A 19,924-nucleotide genomic window follows, 5' to 3' on the forward strand; every position below is an offset into this window, starting at 1 on the left:
CCAATTCAGGCAGGCCGGGTAGCCGGCCGACCCGCCAGCAAGGCGCGGGTCGCCGGATGCCGGGGGTTGGTCAGCACGGCTGACATGGCGCCCTGTTCGACCACTTCGCCGGCATGCATGACCGCGATCCGCTCGGCCAGGGCGCGGGCGGCCGCCATGTCGTGGGTGATGAACAGCAGGGCCAGGCGACGCTCGCGCTTGAGTCGATCGAGCAGGCCCAGGATGCCGGCCCGGTGCTGGGCGTCCAGGGCCGAAACCGCCTCGTCGCAAACCAGCAGGTCCGGATCGGCGGCCAGGGCCCGGGCGATGGCGATGCGCTGGCGTTGCCCGCCGGAGAACTGGTGCGGGTAACGATCCAGCGCGGCATCGTCCAGGCCGACCTGGGCGAGCAGGGCCGAAACACGCTGGCGGCGGGCGGCGGCATCGAGTTCGGTATGGATGCGCAGCGGCTCGCCGATCACATCGACGATGCGCTGGCGCGGGTCGAGCGAAGCGAAGGGGTCCTGGAAGACCACGCCGATGCGTCGGCGCAGGGCGCGCAGGCGGGGTCGCGACGCCGTCAGCAGGTCTTCGCCATCGAGTCGTGCCCTGCCCTGGATGTCGCCGCGCAACAGTCGAAGCAGGGCGCGACCGAGCGAACTCTTGCCGCTGCCGCTTTCGCCGATCAGGGCCAGGCATTCGCCGCGACGCAGTTCGAATCCGGCGTCGCGCAGCGCGGGCGCCGGCGCGCGCGGATAACGCAGCGACAAGCGCTGCACCGAAACCAGCACATCCCCGGCGACGCCAGGGGCAGGCGCAGGCAGCGCATCGGCCGCCAGCAGTTCCCGCGTGTACTGATGACTCGGCGAACGAAACACCTGCGTCGTCTCGCCGAACTCCACGCAGTCGCCGCGACGCAGGATCGCCACCGACTGCGCGAATGCACCGAGCAATGGGAGGTCGTGGCTGATCAGCAGCAAACCCAGGCCGCGTTCGCGCCGCAAGCGGTCGAGCAGCTCGAGCATTTCGTGCGCCAGGCGCGGATCGAGCGCCGAGGTCGGTTCGTCGGCGATCAGCCAGGTCGGATCGCCCGCCAACGTCAGCGCAAGATTCACCCGCTGGCGCTGGCCGCCGGAAATCTGGTGCGGGAAACGCATGGCGAGCTGCGCCGGCGCCGGCAGTTCCAGTTGATCTAGCAATCGCAGCGACTCGGCTTTCGCCGCGGCGCGGTTGAACCCGCGCAATGCCATCAGGCTTTCGACCAGTTGCGCACCGAGGCTGCGCATCGGATGCAGGCTGGCCAGCGCATCCTGCGGCATCCAGGCGAGCTGCCGGCCACGCAAGCGCCGATGCGCATCGGAGCCCAGCGGGATTCGCGTATCGCCGACCTGCAATTCGCCGGATGCGATCAGGCCCGAGGGCAACAGATCCATCATCGCCAGCGCCGTCAGGCTCTTGCCGCTGCCCGATTCGCCGACGAGACCCAGGCAACGGCCGGCGTCGAGCTGCAGATCGATCGGGCCAAGCAATCGCGCGCCGTTCGCGCGCAGATGCGCTTCCAGCCCGGCGACCGACAAGGCGTTCATGCAACGCCCTCGCGTGGCGCGCGCCGCACATCCAGCCAGTCGCGCAAGGCGTCGCCTAGGAACTGGAAACAGGCCAATGTTGTTACCAGGAAAGCCGCAGGAAAAATCAGCGTCCAGGGCGAGACCTCCATCTCCTGGCTGCCTTCATACAACAGCGCGCCCCAGCTCGCGGAGGGTTCGTCCACCGACAGGCCGAGGAAACCGAGGAAGCTTTCGATCAGGATGGCCTGCGGCAATATCAGGCCGAGGTAAACCAGCGCCAGCGGCAGTAGGTTCGGCAGCAGATGCCAGCGCAGCACCTGCGAAAAACTCGCGCCGGCGGCGCGCGCCGCCAATACGAAGGGGGCTTCGCGCAGGCGCGCGGCTTCGGCGCGCATCACCCGGGCGAGATCGATCCAGACATAACCGCCGATCGCGGCCAGCAGCAGGGGCAAGGATCGCCCGAACAGGCTCAGCAGCAGGATGACGATCAACAGGAAGGGCAAGGCCGAGAGCACGTCCAGCCCGCGCAGCATCCAACGCTCGCCCGCACCGCCGGCCAGACCGGCGATCGCGCCATAACCCAGGCCCAGCACCAGCGCGATCAGGCTCGCCATCAATCCGATACCCAGCGACAACCGGCCGCCGGCCAAGGTGCGCGCGAACAGGTCGCGTCCGATGGCATCGGTGCCGAACCAATGGCCGGAGGCGAATGAAGGCGCGGCCGAGAGCGCCTGCCAATCCGGGCGATGCGGATCGGGCAGGCCGAAGCCAGGCGCGAGCCAGCACAGGGCCGTCAGCAACGCCAGTCCGGCCAGGCAGACCTTGGCGCTGCGCGGCAGGGAGGAAAGTCGCGGCATGGCGCCATGCTAGCCGGCGTTACAATGCGCGCCTAGCCATCGCGCGACGAAGCCCGCATGTCCTATCCGTACTCCCGTCCGCGCCGGATGCGTCGCGATGATTTCTCCCGGCGCCTGATGCGCGAGACGGTACTGAGCGCCGACGACCTGATCCTGCCCTTGTTCATCCATGAGCTTGCCGGTCGCGCGCCGGTGGCGTCGATGCCGGGCGTCGAGCGCCTGTCGGTGGACGAGTTGCTGCGCGAAGCCGAAAAAGCGGTGGCCCTGCGCATCCCCGCCGTCGTGCTGTTCCCGGTTACGGCGCCAGAAGCCAAGAGCCTCGATGCGAAAGCGGCTTGGGCGGAAGACGGGCTTGCGCAGCGAGCGATTCGCGCCTTGCGCAAGCACTTCCCCGAACTCGGCGTGATTACCGATGTCGCGCTCGATCCGTACACCAGCCACGGCCAGGACGGTCTGCTCGACGCCGACGGTTATGTCGTCAACGACGAGACGGTCGAGGCGCTGGTGAAGCAGGCGCTGTCGCACGCCGAGGCCGGCGCGCAGGTCGTCGCGCCCAGCGACATGATGGACGGGCGCATCGGCGCAATACGAGAGGCGCTCGAATCGGCCGGTCACATCAATACGCGCATTCTCGCCTACGCGGCGAAATACGCATCCAGTTTCTACGGCCCCTTCCGCGACGCCGTTGGTTCGGCCTCCGCCCTGGGCAAGGGCAACAAATTCAGCTACCAGATGGATCCGGCGAACAGCGACGAGGCCCTGCGCGAAGTCGCGCTCGACCTCGAGGAAGGCGCCGACATGGTGATGATCAAGCCCGGCCTGCCCTATCTCGACATCGTGCGTCGCGTGAAGGACCAGTTCCAGGCGCCGACTTTCGTCTACCAGGTCAGCGGCGAATACGCGATGCTGAAAGCCGCCGGACAGAACGGCTGGCTGGACGAACGCGCCTGCGCATTGGAAGCGCTGACGAGCATCAAGCGCGCAGGCGCCGACGGCATCCTGACCTATTTCGCATTGGACGCGGCGCGCTGGCTGCAGGAAGCGCGCTGAAGCGAGCGAAACGCGCGAGGCATTGAGTCCCCGCGCCGATGCGCATAGATTGACCGGACGTTCCTGGCATTCGGGAGGCGACATGGGCAAGCACTACGCGGTATTCGGCCACCCCGTTTCGCATTCGCTGTCGCCGCGCATCCATGCGGCGTTCTCGCGACAGACCGGCGTTCCGCTCGACTACGTCGCCATCGATGCGGCGCCGGAAGATTTCGCGGCGGCATTGGCGCGTTTCGCGAACGGCGGCGGCGATGGCGCCAATATCACCCTGCCGCACAAGCAGGCCGCGGCGGCCCTGTGTTCGAGCTTGAGCGAACGCGCGCGCCGCGCCGGTGCGGTCAATACGCTGGTCCGCGCCGGCGAACACTGGCAGGGCGACAACACTGACGGCATCGGCCTCGTGCGCGACCTGACCGAACGCCACGGGCTCGACCTGCGCGGTCGCCGCACGCTCCTGCTCGGCGCCGGCGGTGCGGCGCACGGCGTCGCGCCCGCCCTGCTCGACGCTGGCATCGCCGAGCTCACCATCGTCAATCGCAGCCCGGAAAAAGCCGACGCGTTGGCCGATGCGCTCGGCGAACCCGGTCGCGTGCACACGCGTTACTGGAACGATCTGGTTTCGCTCGGCCCTTACGACTTCATCGTCAACGCGACCTCGGCCGGTCGCGATCAACTCACCCTGAGCTTCCCGCGCGCGATCGCGACCTCGCGCACGCTCGCCGTCGATCTCAGCTACGGCGAGGCGGCGATCGCCTTCCTCGCCTGGGCGCGCAGCGCGCAATGCGCACAGGCCATCGACGGCCTCGGCATGCTGGTCGAACAGGCGGCGGAAAGCTTCGCGCTATGGCATGGTCGCCGGCCCGAGACCGACAGGATCTACGCCGAACTCAGCGGGCAGTCGGTGGCCCTGCATACGGCGGATTGAGGGGCCGCGGCATTGGAAATGGGGCTGTGCTTCGGGCGCGGCGCTGCCCTGGCGCGACGACCGTGAATCGTTCGGTAAGCGGAGGCAGGACGCCGTAGCGGCCGCGAGTCGATGGCCAGGGATGGCGAATCGACCGAGCGGGACCGAAGGATCGCGGTCGGCGCACTGCGTGAGGCGAAGCGCGCAGGTCGCGCATTCCAGAGCGCCACGAACGAATCCGGGCGCTTGCGTGGTCATGGTTGGGCGGGTTCCAGCTTCGGATTTGGTGTCGTGCTGTAAATCACGCGATCCAGTTCGAAAGAGCCATCGGCCACGAAGCGCAGTACGTATTCCCGCTCTATCCGGGAAGGCAGTGGATCGTCGACCAGGACTGCGCAATAGTCGCAACTGATCTTCCGCATCCGCAGAATCGTGCGTGCACCGACCTGTTCGACCCGACCCTCGAACACATGAAAGCCGCCATCTGACGCAGACGCCGTTACATGACCCCGCGAAAGAACGCGTGGGGATTGTTCAAGTCTGACGTCAGGACCAGATGCGCGGAGCTCGCTCCGGTAGTACCAGAACGCATCAGGGTCCTCCTCGGGCGACAGATTCTCGATGCCCTCATAGCCAACATAAACGCCATCTCTTAGCGCCAGCTTTGCGACGGCCGGTGCGACCTGATCAGCTTCTGGTGCGCAGGCGCACAAGAGGGCGGCCAAGATGCACAAGATCCATCCTTTGGTGTAGCGCATGTCCTTGCTTCCTCCGGTCGGGCCTTGCGGGTCAGCTCCGTCCATCCTGCCGATGACGTCCACTAGCCTACCTGCGTCTCTCCAAAAGCGCGCGACGATGCCAGGGGTTGGTCGCCACGGGTCGCCAGGCCGGAAACTGCTCCTGCGTTTCCGGCACTTCCGCCATCCATGGCGGTCGCAAGCTGGCTCCTGCGACAGGCGGATTCCTACAGCAGGCCTTCCCGCTTGATCGCCAGGTAACGCTCGACCAGTGCGGCAGGTAGTTGGGGGCAGGTCACGTCGAGAACGGTGACGCCCTGGCCGCGCAACGCGGCGTGCGCCCGGTTTCTCTCTTCGAGGTAGCGCGCCAGCGCACCGGCCTGGATCGCGTCCTCGATCGTGTGCACCGCCTTCTCCATCGTCTGGTCGAGCACCTTCTCGCGCAGGCTGGCCACGCAGACGATATGGCGGCGTTGCAGCAGGCGCACGGCGGTCATCAGGTCTTCGATGTCTTCGTCGCGCACGTTCGTCACCAGCATCACCAGGGCGCGACGGCGTTGGCGTTGCGCGAGTTGGGTGGCGGCGGCGAGGTAGTCGGTTGCGACCGGCTGCGCTTGCAGGTCGAAGACCGTATTGAGCATCGTATCCACGGCGCCGAGGCCGCGCTGTGGCGCCAGCCAGCGCGAATCGCCGCCGCTGGCCAGCAGGCCGACGGCATCGCCTTGGCGCAGCGCGAGGTAGGACACGACGAGGCTGGCGTTGAGCGTGTGATCGAAATGCGACAGCGCATCGTCCTTGGCCAGCATGCGCCGGCCGGTGTCGATCATCATGATGACCTGCTGGTTGCGCTCGCTCTGGTAGTCGCGGGAAATGAGCTTGCGCGCGCGCTGCGTCGCCTTCCAGTCGATCTGGCGCAGGGTGTCGCCGACGCGGTACTCGCGCAGCTGGTGGAACTCCGTGCCTTCGCCGCGATTGCGCCGCACATGCGCGCCGACCACACGCGAGGCCTGTTCGGCGCTGAACAGGGCGAAGCGCGCCAAGGGCGCGAAGTTCGGATACACGCGAACCTGCCGCGCCAGGCCGATGACGCGGCGTTGGCGCCACAGGCGCAGCGGCGAATGCAGGCGCACGTCGCAGCCGGCGAACTCGAAACTGCCGCGCTGTTCGGGCACGAAACGATAGGTGACGATCGATTCCTGGCCTGGATGCAGGCTCAGCGAACGCGGCAGGCCCTGCACGCGCCAATCGCCCGGCAGGCCATCGAACACGTCCAGCGATTGCGTCGTGCGGCCCGGCGTGCGCAGCAACAGGCGCGCCTCGCGCTCGACGCCGACCGGCACGATCGGCGGCAGCTCGCGCTCGAGCTCGGGGCTGGGCCGGCGATGCAGGGTCCATGCGTCCAGTGCCGCCACTGCGAACAACATCGCGCCCGCGCCGATCCACGTCGCCAGCGGCGCCCAGCCGAACGCGACGGCCGCGCCCAGCAGGGCCCACAGCAGCAGGCAGGCGATCAGGGCACGCGCTGGCCTCATCGACGCGGCGCTTCCACCTTGGCCAGCAGCGCCGCGATGACGTCGTCGATGCGCTGCCCTTCGATCTGCAGCTCCGGCGCCAGCGTGAGGCGGTGGCGCAGGGCCGGCTTCGCGATGGCACGCACGTCGTCCGGCGTGACGAAATCGCGCCCTTCGATGACCGCCTGTGCGCGTGCGGCGCGCACCAGGGCGAGGCTGCCGCGCGGGCCGGCACCGAGGGCGATGCCCGGCCAGGCGCGCGTGGCGCGCACCAGGCGAACGGCGTAATCGAGAACGACCGGGTCGACGGTGACATCGGCGGTACCGAGCTGCATCGCGACGATCTCGGCCGGGCCGATCACGCGCTGCAACTGGCTCAGGTCGAAATCGTGCGCATTGCGGCCGCGGCTGACGTTGCCGACCATGCGCACTTCGTCTTCGTGCTCCGGATAGCCCATCAGTATCTTGAGCAGGAAACGATCGAGCTGCGCTTCCGGCAGCGGGTACGTGCCTTCCTGCTCCACCGGGTTCTGCGTCGCGATCGCCAGGAAGGGCGGCGCCAGCGCATAGCTGCGGCCTTCGATGGTGACCTGCTGTTCCTGCATCACTTCGAGCAAGGCGGCCTGCGTCTTCGCCGGCGCGCGATTGATTTCGTCGGCCAGCAGCAGGTTGGTGAAGATCGGACCGCGGCGGATCTTGAAGCTCTCGCTCTTCGGGTCGTAGAACGCATGGCCGCTGATGTCGCTGGGCATCAGGTCCGGGGTGAATTGCACGCGGGCGAAGGCGCAATCGAGCGCCGTGGCCAGCGCGCGCACGAGCAGGGTCTTGCCCAGGCCCGGCACGCCTTCGACGAGCACGTGGCCGCCGGCGAGCAGGGCGATCAGGATCTGGTCGAGCACCTCGGCCTGGCCGATGAACGCTTGCGCGACCTGAGCGCGCACCGCATCGACCTTCTGGATCAGCGCCTCGCCGGTGATCGGCGCGGGCAGGGGCATGTTGTCGCTCATAGTCGGTTTCTCATGTCGATCAAGGTGGAGATGCTCTGCAAGAACGCGTCCGGGCGGTTGAGCCCGACCGGTCGCAGGGCCTGGCGGATGCGCCCGGCATCGATGCCGAGGCGCTGCGAAAGGGCGTCGACCTGCGCATCGCCGTCGAGCGCGGCGATCAGCGGGTCGCGCAGGGCGAGGCGTTTGCGCAGCAGCTGCAGTACGGCGGCATGCAAGGCCACGCTGCGATGGCGGCGCCAGGCGAATTCGCCGGCCGCGCGCACATGTTCGAGCAGGGCGCGGCGACGCGCCTCCGGGGCGGGTTGCAGCGGGCCGAAGCGCTGCGCCCGCATCGTCAGCCAGGCGAACAGGGCCAGCATCAGCGGCAGCACGATCATCCAGCCGTACATGAGGATCAGCTTACCCAGCGACGGCGACTCGGCCGAATAGACCAGCAGCATGCGGCCCTGGTCCAGCCGCGGCGCGAGCAGCGAAAACGCCATGTCGCGCGCCGGGCGGCTTTCGAGCCATTGGTTGTCGAGAAAATCGAGGTCGCTGATCACGCTCACGACACCGGCGCCCCAGTCGAAGCGGGCGAAACGATAGCCGGCGTCTTCATCGCCGCTGCCGTAACTCACCTCATCCAGATCGCTGGCGAAGCGGGGGCGGCAGAACGACAGATTGCCGCGATCCTTCATTCCGGACGCGACGTAGTCGCAGTCGCGCTCTTCGTCCTCGATCGCGTACAGCGCGAAGGCCTCGGCCAGCGGACCGCCGGCCTCGGCGGTCTGCGGCGAAGGCATGACCAGATGTCCGCCGGCTTCGATCCAGGCCAGCAGCGCGTCCGCCTGAGCCTGCGTGACCGATTCGGGCTGCGTGTACAGCACCAGCGTGTCGCCGGGCGCGGGTTTCATGGCATCGAGATCGAGCCAGGCTTGCGTCTGCACCTCGAGGCCGCGCGCCTGCAAAGTCTTCTTCAGGGCGTAGAGCGGGTTGTAGGCCGCCTCGCCGCGCGGCGGCAGACGCACTTCCATTTCGACCTGCTTGAAGAAATGCAGGAAGCCGGCGATGCCGGCCGCCACCACCAGGGCGATGCCGACAGCGATGATCGCGACGGTGCCGCGCTTCATCGCACGAGCTCCGGTGTCTGCAACCAGCGTTGCAACAACGCCGCGAAGGCTTCGTCGTCGGGCACGCGTCGTGCGTAGGCGGCGCCCTGCCACAGACGGACGACCTGAGCGAAACATTCGCGCAAGGCGCCATCGGGCAGGCGGCGTGCGCGACGCAGGCAGTCGGCTTCGGTGGCGCCGGGCGGCAGCGGACTGCCGTGCGCGCGTTCGATCGCCGCGACGCCGGCGCGATACAGCAAGGCCAGGGCATCGCGGTGGCGCTGGCGCGACCACAGTTCGCGTGCCACCGTAACCACGTCGTCGGGCAGTTTTTCCGGCGACAGCACGGCGTGTTCGACGATGGGATCGGGTTCCGTCGTTTGCGGCAGGCGATCGCGCACCCAGGGCAACCAGCGCGGAAGTTGCCAGAGCAACAAGGCCAGCAGGATGCCGGCCAGGATCCACAGACCGTACTCGCCGATGGCGCCGAACAGCGCACCGAGGCCGAGCGACCAGGACGGCAGGCGCGTGTCGCTCTTCTTGTCCGGCTTGGGCGGGTTCTTCAGCACCCAATGTTTGTTCTTCTGCGTCGGCGAGAGCAGGGGATCGTCGACGACCTCGCGTGCGGCCGCTTCCTGCCGCGGATCGCTGGCGCGCAACTGCTCGCCGAACACGTCTTTCGGACGACAGGGTTTGTCGCAATCATCGGCTTGCGGGATGGTCGGCGCCGCCAGCACCGGCATCGCCGACCAGGGCGCCAGCCACGTCGCCAAGACGAACATGGCCGCGACGGACAATGCACGCAGTCGTTCCGCCAGGCGCCGGAAACTCAGTTCCACGTCCCAGGCTTCGAGCTGCGTGCGACGGTTCAGGTAGAGACCGAAACCCGCGCCGGCGTAGAAGGGACCGATCAGCGACATCGCCAGCCACGCGACGCCGTTGCCGACGACGACAGCCCACTCGGGCGGCGCCTGGAAGAACGTCGTCCACATCGCGCGCGCCGACTCATCCAGGTGCGCGATCGGTTCGAACATCAGGACCAGCACCCACATCGCGATGAACAGCATCAGCTCGAACGACAGGCAGGCCAGCATCAGACCCCAGGCCTGCGCACCGACGGCGCGTTGCAATACCGCCGCGCGCTGGCTGCGGCGCGAGCCGCGCAGTCCTTCGAGCAGATCCACCGGCATCAACATCGAACGCGCCGGATGCAAGCGACGCCAGCTCAGCCAGGCCAGCAGCGAGCTCGACGCCCACAGTTCTTTCGACCGCAGGGTTTCGCGCAGGCTCGGCGCCTGGCCGAACACCGCGCGCGAAAGTACGTAGAGCGGCGCGCGCTCGAACAGGGGCTTGAACCACCACATCGCCAGGCCGGCAAGCCAGGGCTTGTCGGCCCACCAGGCCAGGGCGTTGAAGACGATCAGGAAAGGCAGGCTCAGCGCGATCCAGCTTTTCCAAGCCGCGCCGGCGTGCTCGCGCGCCAGGGCCTGGCCGAGATCCATCGCTTCCCAGGGCGTGCGCGGTCGCAACACGATGCTCAGGCGATCAAGCCGCATGACTGACTCCGCGACCGCCGCGCCAGAGCCAGTACAGGATCGCCGCCCAGAGCGTGCCGCCGAAGCTGAACTTCACCCAGGTCGGCATCCAGCCGATCGACGACCAGTACGCTTCGACGAAAGCCGCGAGCACCAGCATCGCGAACACGCCCATCGCCAGCTGCGCGCCGTCGCGTCCGGCTTCGACGAGGGCACGACTTCGCGGCAGGCGACCCGGGGCGATCAAGGCCCAGCCGATGCGCAGACCGGCGCCGCCGGCCAAAACGATCGCCGTCAGTTCCGGCCCGGTGTGGCCGGAGACGAAGCGCCAGAACGGATCGCCGTAACCGATGGCGGTCAGGTGCCCGGCGACGCCGCCGATGTACAGGCCGTTGAAGCCGAGGAAATACACCGCGCCGACGCAGCCCAGCAGTCCGCCGGCGAACGTCTGGAAGGCGATGCTGACGTTGTTGAAGATGTAGAAGCCGAACATCTGCAGATTGGTGCCGCCCTCGCGGCCGAGCGCATGATGCTCGTCGCTGGGGTCGTACATCGTCTGGAACTGCGCCAGCTCCTTCGCCGAGAACAGCGAGTGCACCAGCTCCGGATACCACTGCAGCAACGCGATCATCGTCAGCAGCGGGCCGAAGAACAGCAGGGCCGATACCCACATGTAGGCCTGGTGCTGGCGCACCAGTCGCGGAAAGCCGGCGGCGAAGAAATCGAGCAGGCGACGCCAGCGCGGCGTCGGCGGCCGGTACAGCACATGATGGCCGCGCTGCATCGCCTGTTCGAGGCGCTCTAGCACCAGCGGGCTGTAACCACGGCGTTGCGCGACCGCCAATTGCTGGCAGAGGCGGCGATAACGTCCGGCGAACTCCAGGTCGTCGAGTTCGACGTAGTCCGTGCGCTTGCCCGGGCGCACGCCGCCGCGCAGCTCCAGCCATTGTTCCAGCACGCGCCATTCGTCCTGATAGCGGGCGACGAAATCTTCCTGGCGCATGTCAGCGACGTCCCAGCAGATGATTGGCGATGCCGAACAGGCGATGCACGCCGCGTTGCCCCTGCGCCTGCGTCAACGGCGCCAGCAGGTCGGCGAGTTCTTCCTGTCGCTCGACCGTCATTTGCGGCGCACGCTCGGCGAAAGCGACGATGGCGCCCTGCTCGTCGATGCGCAGCGCCTGCGGCGGCGCCAGGGCCGGCACCGGCGCCGCCGCGACGCGCGAACCGACCCGGTCGACGTAGACGACCACGGTACCGGCCGCCAGGTCGCCGAGGCGTCGGCCATGGCGATCGAACAGGCCGCAGACCAGGCCGAAGCCGTAGCCGAGCGGCATCATGTCGACGAAGCGCAACAGATTGCGCACGATCGACGGCAACCACGTCACCGGCGTGCCGTTGCCGTTCACCACGCGCAGGCCCATGGCCTTCTTGCCGAGGGTTTGTCCGTCCAACATCACTTCGAGCACGATCGGATAACCCCAATACAACAGGAACATCGCCAGCAGGGCGAGGCCTTCGCCGGCGTCGCCGAAGATCGCGAGCAGGGACGCCAGCGTGCCGATCACCGTCCAGCGCAGGGCGAAATCGATCAGCCAGGCGTAGGCGCGCGGCATCACGCCGGCGCAGCGCAGGTTCAACGCCAGGCCTTCCGGCGTTTCGACATGGCGCAGGGTGTCGAGCATCAGATCGTCACGCCCGGTTCGTCTGGGAAATCCAGGGAGCGGGCGGTGTTCGGGCCTCGTGTCGGGCGGAACCGGAGAAAGGGCAGGGACAGGGACACGGGGCTTCGCCTGGAAAAGGCCATTTTATCGGCCGATCGCCAGGCTTGCCCATGGGCGCCAGCGTGACCGGCGGCGCTTTTCGGCGTTCAGGTGCCGTCCTGCAGGTACTTGTCCTTCAGGCGCACGTAGTGCTGCGCCGAGTAATACAACTGCTCGATGTCCTTCTCGCTGAGCTTGCGCACGCAGCGGGCCGGGTTGCCCAGCCAGAGTTCGCCGCTGCCGACGGTCTTGCCCGGCGGGATCAGGGCGCCGGCGCCGACGAAACCGTGCTTGCGCACGATCGCGCCATCGAGCACGGTCGCGCCCATGCCGATCAAGCAGGCGTCCTCGATCACGCAGGCATGCACGATGGCGCCGTGGCCGATCGTCACGTCGGCGCCGATGACGGTGGCGAAACCGCCTGGCGGGTTGAACGGTCCGTCATGGGTGACGTGCACGATGGTGCCGTCCTGGATATTGGTGCGGGCGCCGACGCGGATGTAGTTCACGTCGCCGCGCAACACCGTGCCGGGCCAGATCGAGACGTCGTCGCCCAGCACGACGTCGCCGATGACGGTGGCCGCAGGGTCGACATAGACGCCTTGGCCGAGGGTGGGCGCGATGCCCTGGAACGTACGGATAGAGGTCATGCCGGCATTCTACCCGCGACTGGCGCAGAACTCGGGCACGCTCGCCCCCGGCGGCGGGACGCGACAGGCGCTAGACTTCGCCGATGGATACTCCGATCACCCCCGCCGAACAGCTGCGCCCCCTGTTCGAGCGCATGCGCGCCGCCCAGCGCGCGCATGTATTCGACGCGAACGAGCGCCGGGCCCGGCTGGCGAAGCTCGGCGACGCCGTGCGCCGGCATTGCGACGAGCTGGTCACGGCCGCGGCTGCGGATTTCGGCCGCCGCGCCGCGCTGGAAACCCTGGGTGCGGATGTGATGGTGAGCCTGGACGAGATCGCGCATGCGCGCCGTCACCTGCGGCGCTGGATGCGGCCGCAGCGACGCGCGGTGAACTGGACCTTCCTGCCGGCGCGCAGCGAGATCCGCTACCAGCCGCTGGGCGTGGTCGGCGTGGTCGCGCCCTGGAATTATCCGATCCAGCTCGCCCTCGTGCCGCTGGCGAATGCGCTCGCAGCCGGCAATCGCGTGATGATCAAGCCCTCGGAGTTCACGCCGCGCGTGTCGGCCTTGCTGGCGCGCCTGCTCGGCGAAATCTTCCCGGCCGACGAAGTGGTGGTCGTGCAGGGCGGCGCGGATGTCGGGGCCGCTTTCTCGCAACTGCCCTTCGATCATCTGCTGTTCACCGGCTCGACCGCGGTCGGCCGCAAGGTCATGGCAGCCGCCGCCGCCAACCTGACGCCGGTGACGCTGGAGTTGGGCGGCAAGTCGCCGGCGCTGATCGCGCCGGACTATCCGATCGAACATGCCGCCGACCGCATCGCGTTCGGCAAGGCCTTCAACGGCGGCCAGACCTGCGTCGCACCGGACTACGTGCTGGTGCCGCGTGAGCAGCGCGACGAATTCGTGCGCGCCTACCTGGCGTCGATGAAGCGCCGTTATCCGACGCTGGCGCAGAACCCGGACGCGACGGCCATCGTGAATCACCAGCAGGCGGAACGATTGCGCGACTGGCTCGACGATGCGCGCGATCGCGGCGTGGCCGTGCTGCAACACCGTCCCGATCACGATGCCGCGCCGCCGCCGGGCGTCGAACTGGTGCCGCCGACCGTGCTGCTCGATCCGCCGGACGAGGCCAAGGTCATGCAGCAGGAAATCTTCGGCCCCTTGTTGCCGGTCAAGGCCTACGATAGCCACGATGCGGCGATCGACTACATCCTGGCGCGCGACAAGCCGCTGGCCTTCTATCCCTTCGATCGCGATTCGAACCGTCTTCAGGCCACGTTGGGGCGAGTCAGCGCAGGCTCGGTCTGCGTCAACGACACCCTGGTGCAGTTCGGACAGGATGAACTGCCCATCGGCGGCGTCGGCGCCAGCGGCATGGGCCGGTACCACGGCCATGCCGGCTTCCTGACCTTCAGTCATGCGATGTCGGTGATGTACCAGGCCCGGGTCAACGGCATGCGTCTGTTCGACGCCCCGTATTCCCGATTCGCCCGCCGACTCGTCGACTGGCTGGTGCGGTAGCCGGTGCGACCGCTGTTCCCCCGGTGAAACCCAAAGGAGCAGTCCGATGAAATTCCGAGCCCTTGCCCTGGTCGCAGTCGCGCTTGCGCTGGCCGCCGGTGCGGCCGATGCGAAGAAGCGCGTCAACTACGCCGATTACGCCGGCGAACCGGTGTCGAAATTCCGCTACAGCCAGCTCTACAACTGGCAGCGTAGCGACAATCGTTCGATGGTCGTGTGGACCAAGCCGAGCGAAGCCTATCTGCTGACCTTCGCCAACGATTGCAGCCAGATGAGCGGTCGCTACCAGATCCAGATCGGCGGCGTGGCCAGCATCGGCGGCTTCGTGCGCGCCGGCGACGACGTGCTGATTCCCGGGCAGATGAGCTGCCGCATCGCCGAGATCCGTCCGATCGACCTGGTTCGCCTGAAGAAGGCGTGATCCTCAGGTAGCGCTGCCTGCTTGCGCGAGGAAGGCTTCTTCCTCGCGCAGCTTGTTCATGGCGTAGCGGTAGCCGAGTTCGATCGCGCGATCGAACTCGCGCCATTCCAGCAGATCGATGCCGGGCAGTTCCGGCTTGAGCAGCAGGCGCGTCTGCTTGCGTCGGCGCTGCACCGTCGCCGCCGAATTCACCATGCCGGCGCGCAGCAGGATCTGCGCGATGCCCGGCCGGCGCTTGCGCACGAATTCCGGCAGCAATCGCCACCAGGGCGGCAGCTCGGTTTCGTGCAATGTCGTTTCCAACCGATAGTTGCCGCCGACATCGACCGCGATGATGTCGCCGGCCAGGCGACGGCGCATCTCCGCCACCGGCAGGTTGTCGATCACGCCGCCGTCCACCAGCACGCGGCCGTTCTCCAATACCGGCGGCAATACGCCGGGAATGGCGCAGGACGCCCGCAGGGCGTACCAGAGCGGGCCACGCTCGTGCGCCGCCAGCACGCCGGCGGTGAGATCGCTCGAGACGCAAAAGAACGGCAGGGCCAGGTCTTCGATGTCGCGCTCGCCGTAGGCATGGCGCAGCAACTGCGAGACCTTGCGTCCGCGGCGCAGCGATACCAGCGGCAGCGTCCAGTCGGCCAAGGGGTTGGTGCCGACGAAACAGCCGCGGATGACGTCGACCCAATGTTCCTGCGACCAATCGGCGGCGATGCCGGCGCCGAGCACCGCACCGATGCTGGCGCCGCCGACGTAGTCGATCGGCACGCCGCATTCGCGCAGGGCCTGGACGATGCCGAGATGGGCGAAGCCGCGCGCGCCGCCGCCGGACAGCACGAGGCCGATCGCGCGCCCGGTCAGGCGACGCGCCACGCGCGCCATGTCGCGTCGCCCGCGGATGTGGTGCAGGGCCGCGAGATTCGGATACATCGCATGCCAGGCGATCGCACCGCCGTCGGACGGTTCGCCGCGCTGCTGCAGCATCAGGTGCTGCGGCATGTGCGGCGTCGGCAGGGGAAGCGTTTCGCGCAGGCCTGCGTCAGGGGCGCGCGCGCCGTCGCCGAGCAGCAGCAGGCAATCGCATTGGCGCAGGCATCGCTGCTGCCAGTCGAGGTCGGCATTGCCGACATAGATCAAGTGCTCCGAGCGCGTTTCGCGCGCGTTGAACCAGCCCGGGTCGCGGCCGCGCGCCTGTTCCTCGGTCACCAGCGCGCGCAGCGGATCGGCGCCGAGCGCGTGGGCGAATTCGAGCGCGAACGCATGTATGTCCAGGCCGCCTTGGGTCGGCAGCAGGGCGAAACAATGCGGCGTGGCGGGGGCGCCGGCCTGCATGCCGCTGCGACGCAGGGCGACGCGCGCCATTCTCAGCATCGCCGCCGGGTGCATCGCCACGAGTTTTTCGAACGCCGGGCGCGGCAGGCGCAACAATTCGCTGTCGCGCAGGGCGAAGACGCTGGCGCTGCGCGGCTGGTTCGTCATCAATCCGACTTCGCCGACGCACTCGCCGGGTGCGACGGTGCCGAGATTGCGCTCGCTGCCGTCTTCGCCGCGCCGGATCGCGGCGAGTCGGCCGTACAGCAGCACATACAGCGCATCGGACGGTTCGCCCTGCGTCATCAGGGTTTCGCCGCCCGGCAGCAGCAACCACTGCATCGCATCGGCGAGGTCGGCGAGGCTGCCGGCATCGAGGCCGGCGAACAGCGGCAGCGAGGCCAGCCGGCTCAGCAACGCACGACGCGCCGATTCCGATTCGCTCTGCATGCCCACCCCCTGTTGCCCGGTCGCGAGAACGCGACCCGACGGAGGGAATACTACGCCTGCGCGGCGCCGGCGGTCTTGCGGCGCTTGGGCGCCGGCTCGCGATAGATCATGTAGACATCGGAGCGCTGGTAGTGCGAATCGGGCTTGCGGCCCGGCTGCATCTCGAAACCCGCGCTGGCGTAGAGCTTCAGTGCGGCCTGCAGACGGCGATGCGATTCGAGAAACAACTGCTTGCCGCCGCGCCGATGGTATTCCGCGACTACCGCATCGAGCAGGCGACGGCCGAGGCCGAGGCCTTGCCGGCGTTCGGTCACGGCCATCTTCGTGAGTTCGTACACGCCGGGCGATTCCGGCATCAGGGCGCAGGTGCCCAGGACTTCGTCGCCGAGCACGGCGAAGAAAATCGCGCCGCCCGGTTCGAGGATGTGTTTCTCGGGGTCCGACAACACCGCATGGTCGATCGGTTCGATGCGGTAGTACTTGCTCAGCCATTCGGCGTTGAGCCGGTAGAAATGCGGTCGCAGCGCCGCCGAGTACGGAACGATGCGTATCGCGTCGGCATCCAGGCCGCGGCGCCGGCGCGCGACTTCCGGCGGCATCGGATCGTCGGCGAGATTCTTCTGCAGGCTGTCGAGCGCCTGCAGCACGTCGGCACCGGTCGCCGCCAGGCGCGCCTCCACGCTGGCGCGCAGAGCCTGCCAGAGCGGGCGCGCGGCTTTCAGTTCGTTCTCCGCCTTGGCCGTCAGCGCGAGCAGGCGTTGGCGCCGGTCGCTGCTGCCGGCGCGTGCGCGCACGAAGCCGGACGCGGCGAGTTTCGTCGCGAGCTGGCTCACCGCCGAATGCGTCAGGCCCAGTTCGCTGGCCGCCGCGCCGATGCTGGTCGGGCCGCGTTCCTGCAACAGGCGCAGCAAGGGGAACCAGCGCGCCTGCAGCTGCGAGCCATGCTCGCGATAGACCTGGTCGACGGCTTCGTAATAGCCGTCGCTGAGCGACTTCAGCCGGCTGGCGAGGGCGAGCGCGCCCTGTTCGGAGAGAAAGCTCATGACTTAGTTAAGCAATTATGTAAGCACTAACATATATCGCCAGGGCCAACGACGCAAGGGCCCTTCGACCGCCAGCCGGACTAGCGGAAGAAGCGGCCGAACGCCGCGACGGTACGGGCGATGCCGTCGTCGTCGATGCCCAGGTGAGTGACCATGCGGATCTGCGGCAAGTAGCCGATCGACATCCGGATGCGGGCATCCGTCATCTGCGTCTTGAAATCGCCCAGGCGCTCCGCCGGGACTTCGATGAAGACCATGTTCGTGTGCTGGGCGGCGACGACCAGGCCAGGCAGATCGCGCAGTCCGTCGGCCAGTCGCGCGGCACGCGCGTGGTCGTCGGCCAACCGTGCCACGTGGTGATCGAGTGCGTACTGGCAGGCGGCGGCCAGGAGACCCGCCTGGCGCCAGCCGCCGCCGGTCACCTTGCGCCAGCGTCGCGCCTGGTCAATCAGTTCATGCGAACCGACCAGCACCGAGCCCACCGGCGCACCCAAGCCTTTGGACAGGCAAACCGAAACGCTGTCGAAATGTCCGGCTATTTCGCGTGCGGGGACGCCGCTGGCGATCGCCGCGTTGTACAAACGCGCGCCGTCGAGGTGCAGGGCAAGACCGCGTTCGTCGACGAAACGACGCGCGTCGGCCAGATAGTCCAGCGGCAACGCACGGCCATGCCAGGTGTTTTCCAGGCAGAGCAGGCGTGTACGGGCGAAATGCGGGTCGACGGGCTTCACCATCTTCGCGACGACGTCCAGCGGCAGGCTGCCGTCGGCCGCATGAAGGATCGGTTGCGGCTGGATAGAACCCAGCACCGCGGCGCCGCCGCCCTCGAACTTGTAGGTATGCGCTTCCATGCCAACGAGATATTCGTCGCCGCGCTGGCAGTGCGACATCAATGCGAGCAGGTTCGACTGCGTGCCGCTGGGCACGAACAGGCCGGCTTCGAAACCGAGATCGGCGGCCAGTCGCTCCTGCAAGGCGTTGACGGTCGGGTCTTCGCCGTAAACGTCGTCGCCGACCTCGGCTTGCATCATCGCCTCGCGCATCGCCGCCGTCGGTTGCGTGACGGTGTCGCTGCGCAGGTCGGTCCATTCCATGTCGCTCATGATCGGGTTCCGTTCAAAGCATGCGGCGCAGGGTGTCGTCGCGCCGGAGGAGGTGATGGAAGATCGCGCCGGCGATGTGCAGGCCGATCACCCAGTAGAAGATCTCGCCCAGGCCTTCGTGCAGGTCTTCGAGCTGCTCGTGCAGATCATGGTTCTCGGCGATCAGGGCAGGAATCTCCAGGCCCGTGCCGAAGATCGCGATGCCGCGGCCGGCCGACCAGACGGTGAGGATGCCGAGAATCGGCTGCGCGATCAGGAAAGCGTACAAGGCCAGATGCGTCAGCTGCGCCGGCAGATGCTGCCAGGCCGGCAGCGGCGGCGTGATCGGCGGTGCGCCGCGCATCAGTCGCAGGGCGATGCGTGGCCAGGCCAGCAGGAAGACCGCGAGACCGGCCAGCATGTGACCCTGGGTCAGGCCGGTGCGCAGCGCGCTTCCGCGTTCCGCCTCGCTGCGCAATTCGATCAGCACGTAGGCGGCGACGATGCAGGCGAAGACGAACCAGTGCAGGAACCGCTGCGCGCCGCTGTAACGGGAGGGGATCGAGGCCATCGGTCGCTCCTGCGAGGGGATGCGGGATTGTTGCCGGAACGCCGGTGCGCGTGAAGCCCCGTCCGCGCCCGGCAATCGCTACACTGCGTGCAAACCGAACGCGGGCCGCGCAATGAAGATCGCCAGCTGGAACGTCAATTCGCTCAACGTCCGCTTGCCGCACCTGGAGGAATGGCTCCGCGCGGCCCAGCCCGACGTCGTCGGCCTGCAGGAAACCAAGCTCGAGGACGCGCGCTTTCCCGATTCGGCCCTGGTCGGCCTCGGCTATCGCTCAGTGTTTTCGGGGCAGAAGACCTACAACGGCGTCGCCATCCTGAGCCGCGAACCGGCGCACGACGTGCAGATGGGCATTCCCGGTTTCGACGACGAGCAGAAGCGCGTCATCGCCGCGACCATCGGCGACGTGCGCATCGTCAATCTCTACGTCGTCAACGGCCAGGATGTCGGCACGGAGAAATACGCCTACAAGCTGCGCTGGCTCGAGGCCGTGCACGGCTGGCTGGCCGAGGAGATCAAGGCGCATCCGCGCCTGGTGGTGCTCGGCGATTTCAATATCGCGCCGGAAGATCGCGACGTACACGACCCGGCGATCTGGAACGAAGACAGCATTTTGACCTCGACCGCCGAACGCGCCGCCTTGCGTCGCCTGATGGATCTCGGCCTGCACGACAGTTTCCGCCTGCATCACGAAGAAGGCGGCATCTTCAGCTGGTGGGACTATCGCGCCGCCGGTTTCCGTCGCAACCTCGGCCTGCGCATCGATCTCGCACTCGTCAGCGATGCATTGGCACCGCATGCGAAGGCGGCGGGCATCGATCGCGAACCGCGTACCTGGGATCGCCCGAGCGATCACGCGCCGGCCTGGGTGGAATTGGGCTGAAGCGTTGAGTTTTCG

General features: G+C 67.7%; 19 protein-coding genes. 5 read left to right on the forward strand and 14 right to left on the reverse strand.

The features are described from left to right. Positions 1–5 precede the first annotated feature (5 nt). Both QM707_RS14440 and QM707_RS14445 read right to left on the reverse strand, forming a co-directional pair. Positions 6–1,565, reverse strand: a complete 1,560-nt coding sequence (locus tag QM707_RS14440; RefSeq protein WP_415002578.1) for an ATP-binding cassette domain-containing protein — start codon at positions 1,563–1,565, stop codon at positions 6–8. Further along, entirely contained in the window at positions 1,562–2,404 is an 843-nt protein-coding gene (locus QM707_RS14445; RefSeq protein WP_415002579.1) for an ABC transporter permease, read from the reverse strand. The genes QM707_RS14440 and QM707_RS14445 overlap by 4 nt, the downstream gene beginning before the upstream one ends. Before the next feature lie 57 nt (positions 2,405–2,461). On the opposite strand from QM707_RS14445, the gene hemB reads away from it, so the two are divergent. Both hemB and aroE read left to right on the forward strand, forming a co-directional pair. After that, positions 2,462–3,454 (forward strand): porphobilinogen synthase, encoded by a 993-nt coding sequence (gene hemB / locus QM707_RS14450; RefSeq protein WP_415002580.1) that lies wholly within the window; start codon positions 2,462–2,464, stop codon positions 3,452–3,454. Positions 3,455–3,536: 82 nt separating this feature from the next. After that, complete coding sequence (gene aroE, locus QM707_RS14455; RefSeq protein ID WP_415002581.1) at positions 3,537–4,379, forward strand: shikimate dehydrogenase; 843 nt, start codon at positions 3,537–3,539, stop codon at positions 4,377–4,379. 233 nt (positions 4,380–4,612) lie between these two features. On the opposite strand, the gene QM707_RS14460 is transcribed toward aroE, so the two are convergent. From QM707_RS14460 to QM707_RS14495, 8 genes are all read right to left on the reverse strand, one after another. Continuing rightward, positions 4,613–5,116, reverse strand: a complete 504-nt coding sequence (locus QM707_RS14460; protein ID WP_415002582.1) for a hypothetical protein — start codon at positions 5,114–5,116, stop codon at positions 4,613–4,615. Positions 5,117–5,322: 206 nt separating this feature from the next. Beyond that, entirely contained in the window at positions 5,323–6,627 is a 1,305-nt protein-coding gene (locus tag QM707_RS14465; RefSeq protein ID WP_415002583.1) for a DUF58 domain-containing protein, read from the reverse strand. After that, complete coding sequence (locus QM707_RS14470) at positions 6,624–7,613, reverse strand: AAA family ATPase (protein WP_415002584.1); 990 nt, start codon at positions 7,611–7,613, stop codon at positions 6,624–6,626. The genes QM707_RS14465 and QM707_RS14470 overlap by 4 nt, the downstream gene beginning before the upstream one ends. Next, a complete protein-coding gene (locus QM707_RS14475) occupies positions 7,610–8,722 on the reverse strand; it encodes a DUF4350 domain-containing protein (RefSeq protein ID WP_415002585.1) in 1,113 nt (370 codons plus the stop codon). Before QM707_RS14475 ends, QM707_RS14470 begins: the two co-directional genes overlap by 4 nt. Further along, on the reverse strand, positions 8,719–10,257 hold the full coding sequence (locus QM707_RS14480) for a DUF4129 domain-containing protein (protein ID WP_415002586.1): 1,539 nt from the start codon (positions 10,255–10,257) through the stop codon (positions 8,719–8,721). The genes QM707_RS14475 and QM707_RS14480 overlap by 4 nt, the downstream gene beginning before the upstream one ends. Further along, on the reverse strand, positions 10,247–11,239 hold the full coding sequence (locus QM707_RS14485; protein WP_415002587.1) for a stage II sporulation protein M: 993 nt from the start codon (positions 11,237–11,239) through the stop codon (positions 10,247–10,249). The genes QM707_RS14480 and QM707_RS14485 overlap by 11 nt, the downstream gene beginning before the upstream one ends. Before the next feature lies 1 nt (position 11,240). Continuing rightward, on the reverse strand, positions 11,241–11,921 hold the full coding sequence (locus QM707_RS14490) for an RDD family protein (protein ID WP_415002588.1): 681 nt from the start codon (positions 11,919–11,921) through the stop codon (positions 11,241–11,243). Positions 11,922–12,106: 185 nt separating this feature from the next. Beyond that, the gene (locus tag QM707_RS14495; RefSeq protein WP_415002589.1) at positions 12,107–12,649 is read right to left on the reverse strand and encodes a gamma carbonic anhydrase family protein; all 543 of its coding nucleotides are present in this window, start codon (positions 12,647–12,649) and stop codon (positions 12,107–12,109) included. 83 nt (positions 12,650–12,732) lie between these two features. Here QM707_RS14495 and QM707_RS14500 point away from each other — a divergent pair, with 83 nt between their 5' ends. Together QM707_RS14500 and QM707_RS14505 are read left to right on the forward strand one after the other, a co-directional pair. Beyond that, on the forward strand, positions 12,733–14,154 hold the full coding sequence (locus tag QM707_RS14500; protein ID WP_415002590.1) for a coniferyl aldehyde dehydrogenase: 1,422 nt from the start codon (positions 12,733–12,735) through the stop codon (positions 14,152–14,154). 46 nt (positions 14,155–14,200) lie between these two features. Beyond that, positions 14,201–14,575, forward strand: a complete 375-nt coding sequence (locus QM707_RS14505; protein WP_415002591.1) for a DUF6491 family protein — start codon at positions 14,201–14,203, stop codon at positions 14,573–14,575. 3 nt (positions 14,576–14,578) lie between these two features. Here QM707_RS14505 and QM707_RS14510 read toward each other — a convergent pair whose 3' ends face one another. From QM707_RS14510 to QM707_RS14525, 4 genes are all read right to left on the reverse strand, one after another. Then, complete coding sequence (locus QM707_RS14510; protein WP_415002592.1) at positions 14,579–16,333, reverse strand: patatin-like phospholipase family protein; 1,755 nt, start codon at positions 16,331–16,333, stop codon at positions 14,579–14,581. 50 nt (positions 16,334–16,383) lie between these two features. Further along, positions 16,384–17,376: a bifunctional helix-turn-helix transcriptional regulator/GNAT family N-acetyltransferase gene (locus QM707_RS14515; protein WP_415002593.1), complete on the reverse strand. Its 993-nt coding sequence runs from the start codon at positions 17,374–17,376 to the stop codon at positions 16,384–16,386. An 80-nt stretch (positions 17,377–17,456) separates the two neighbouring features. Next, positions 17,457–18,470: a low-specificity L-threonine aldolase gene (gene ltaE, locus QM707_RS14520; RefSeq protein ID WP_415002811.1), complete on the reverse strand. Its 1,014-nt coding sequence runs from the start codon at positions 18,468–18,470 to the stop codon at positions 17,457–17,459. A gap of 22 nt (positions 18,471–18,492) precedes the next feature. After that, on the reverse strand, positions 18,493–19,029 hold the full coding sequence (locus QM707_RS14525; RefSeq protein WP_415002594.1) for a cytochrome b: 537 nt from the start codon (positions 19,027–19,029) through the stop codon (positions 18,493–18,495). Between the two features lie 112 nt (positions 19,030–19,141). Here QM707_RS14525 and xth point away from each other — a divergent pair, with 112 nt between their 5' ends. Next, the gene (gene xth, locus QM707_RS14530; protein ID WP_415002595.1) at positions 19,142–19,909 is read left to right on the forward strand and encodes an exodeoxyribonuclease III; all 768 of its coding nucleotides are present in this window, start codon (positions 19,142–19,144) and stop codon (positions 19,907–19,909) included. Positions 19,910–19,924: the final 15 nt, after the last annotated feature.

The sequence above is a fragment of the Arenimonas sp. genome (assembly GCF_047602345.1).
GTDB lineage: Bacteria > Pseudomonadota > Gammaproteobacteria > Xanthomonadales > Xanthomonadaceae > Arenimonas.

Bases quoted from the DNA above. Each gene is read 5' to 3' on its own strand.
- QM707_RS14440 (WP_415002578.1), bottom strand. From the start codon at position 1,565: ATGAACGCCTTGTCGGTCGCCGGGCTGGAAGCGCATCTGCGCGCGAAC.
- QM707_RS14445 (WP_415002579.1), bottom strand. From the start codon at position 2,404: ATGCCGCGACTTTCCTCCCTGCCGCGCAGCGCCAAGGTCTGCCTGGCC.
- hemB (WP_415002580.1), top strand. From the start codon at position 2,462: ATGTCCTATCCGTACTCCCGTCCGCGCCGGATGCGTCGCGATGATTTC.
- aroE (WP_415002581.1), top strand. From the start codon at position 3,537: ATGGGCAAGCACTACGCGGTATTCGGCCACCCCGTTTCGCATTCGCTG.
- QM707_RS14460 (WP_415002582.1), bottom strand. From the start codon at position 5,116: ATGCGCTACACCAAAGGATGGATCTTGTGCATCTTGGCCGCCCTCTTG.
- QM707_RS14465 (WP_415002583.1), bottom strand. From the start codon at position 6,627: ATGAGGCCAGCGCGTGCCCTGATCGCCTGCCTGCTGCTGTGGGCCCTG.
- QM707_RS14470 (WP_415002584.1), bottom strand. From the start codon at position 7,613: ATGAGCGACAACATGCCCCTGCCCGCGCCGATCACCGGCGAGGCGCTG.
- QM707_RS14475 (WP_415002585.1), bottom strand. From the start codon at position 8,722: ATGAAGCGCGGCACCGTCGCGATCATCGCTGTCGGCATCGCCCTGGTG.
- QM707_RS14480 (WP_415002586.1), bottom strand. From the start codon at position 10,257: ATGCGGCTTGATCGCCTGAGCATCGTGTTGCGACCGCGCACGCCCTGG.
- QM707_RS14485 (WP_415002587.1), bottom strand. From the start codon at position 11,239: ATGCGCCAGGAAGATTTCGTCGCCCGCTATCAGGACGAATGGCGCGTG.
- QM707_RS14490 (WP_415002588.1), bottom strand. From the start codon at position 11,921: ATGCTCGACACCCTGCGCCATGTCGAAACGCCGGAAGGCCTGGCGTTG.
- QM707_RS14495 (WP_415002589.1), bottom strand. From the start codon at position 12,649: ATGACCTCTATCCGTACGTTCCAGGGCATCGCGCCCACCCTCGGCCAA.
- QM707_RS14500 (WP_415002590.1), top strand. From the start codon at position 12,733: ATGGATACTCCGATCACCCCCGCCGAACAGCTGCGCCCCCTGTTCGAG.
- QM707_RS14505 (WP_415002591.1), top strand. From the start codon at position 14,201: ATGAAATTCCGAGCCCTTGCCCTGGTCGCAGTCGCGCTTGCGCTGGCC.
- QM707_RS14510 (WP_415002592.1), bottom strand. From the start codon at position 16,333: ATGCAGAGCGAATCGGAATCGGCGCGTCGTGCGTTGCTGAGCCGGCTG.
- QM707_RS14515 (WP_415002593.1), bottom strand. From the start codon at position 17,376: ATGAGCTTTCTCTCCGAACAGGGCGCGCTCGCCCTCGCCAGCCGGCTG.
- ltaE (WP_415002811.1), bottom strand. From the start codon at position 18,470: ATGGAATGGACCGACCTGCGCAGCGACACCGTCACGCAACCGACGGCG.
- QM707_RS14525 (WP_415002594.1), bottom strand. From the start codon at position 19,029: ATGGCCTCGATCCCCTCCCGTTACAGCGGCGCGCAGCGGTTCCTGCAC.
- xth (WP_415002595.1), top strand. From the start codon at position 19,142: ATGAAGATCGCCAGCTGGAACGTCAATTCGCTCAACGTCCGCTTGCCG.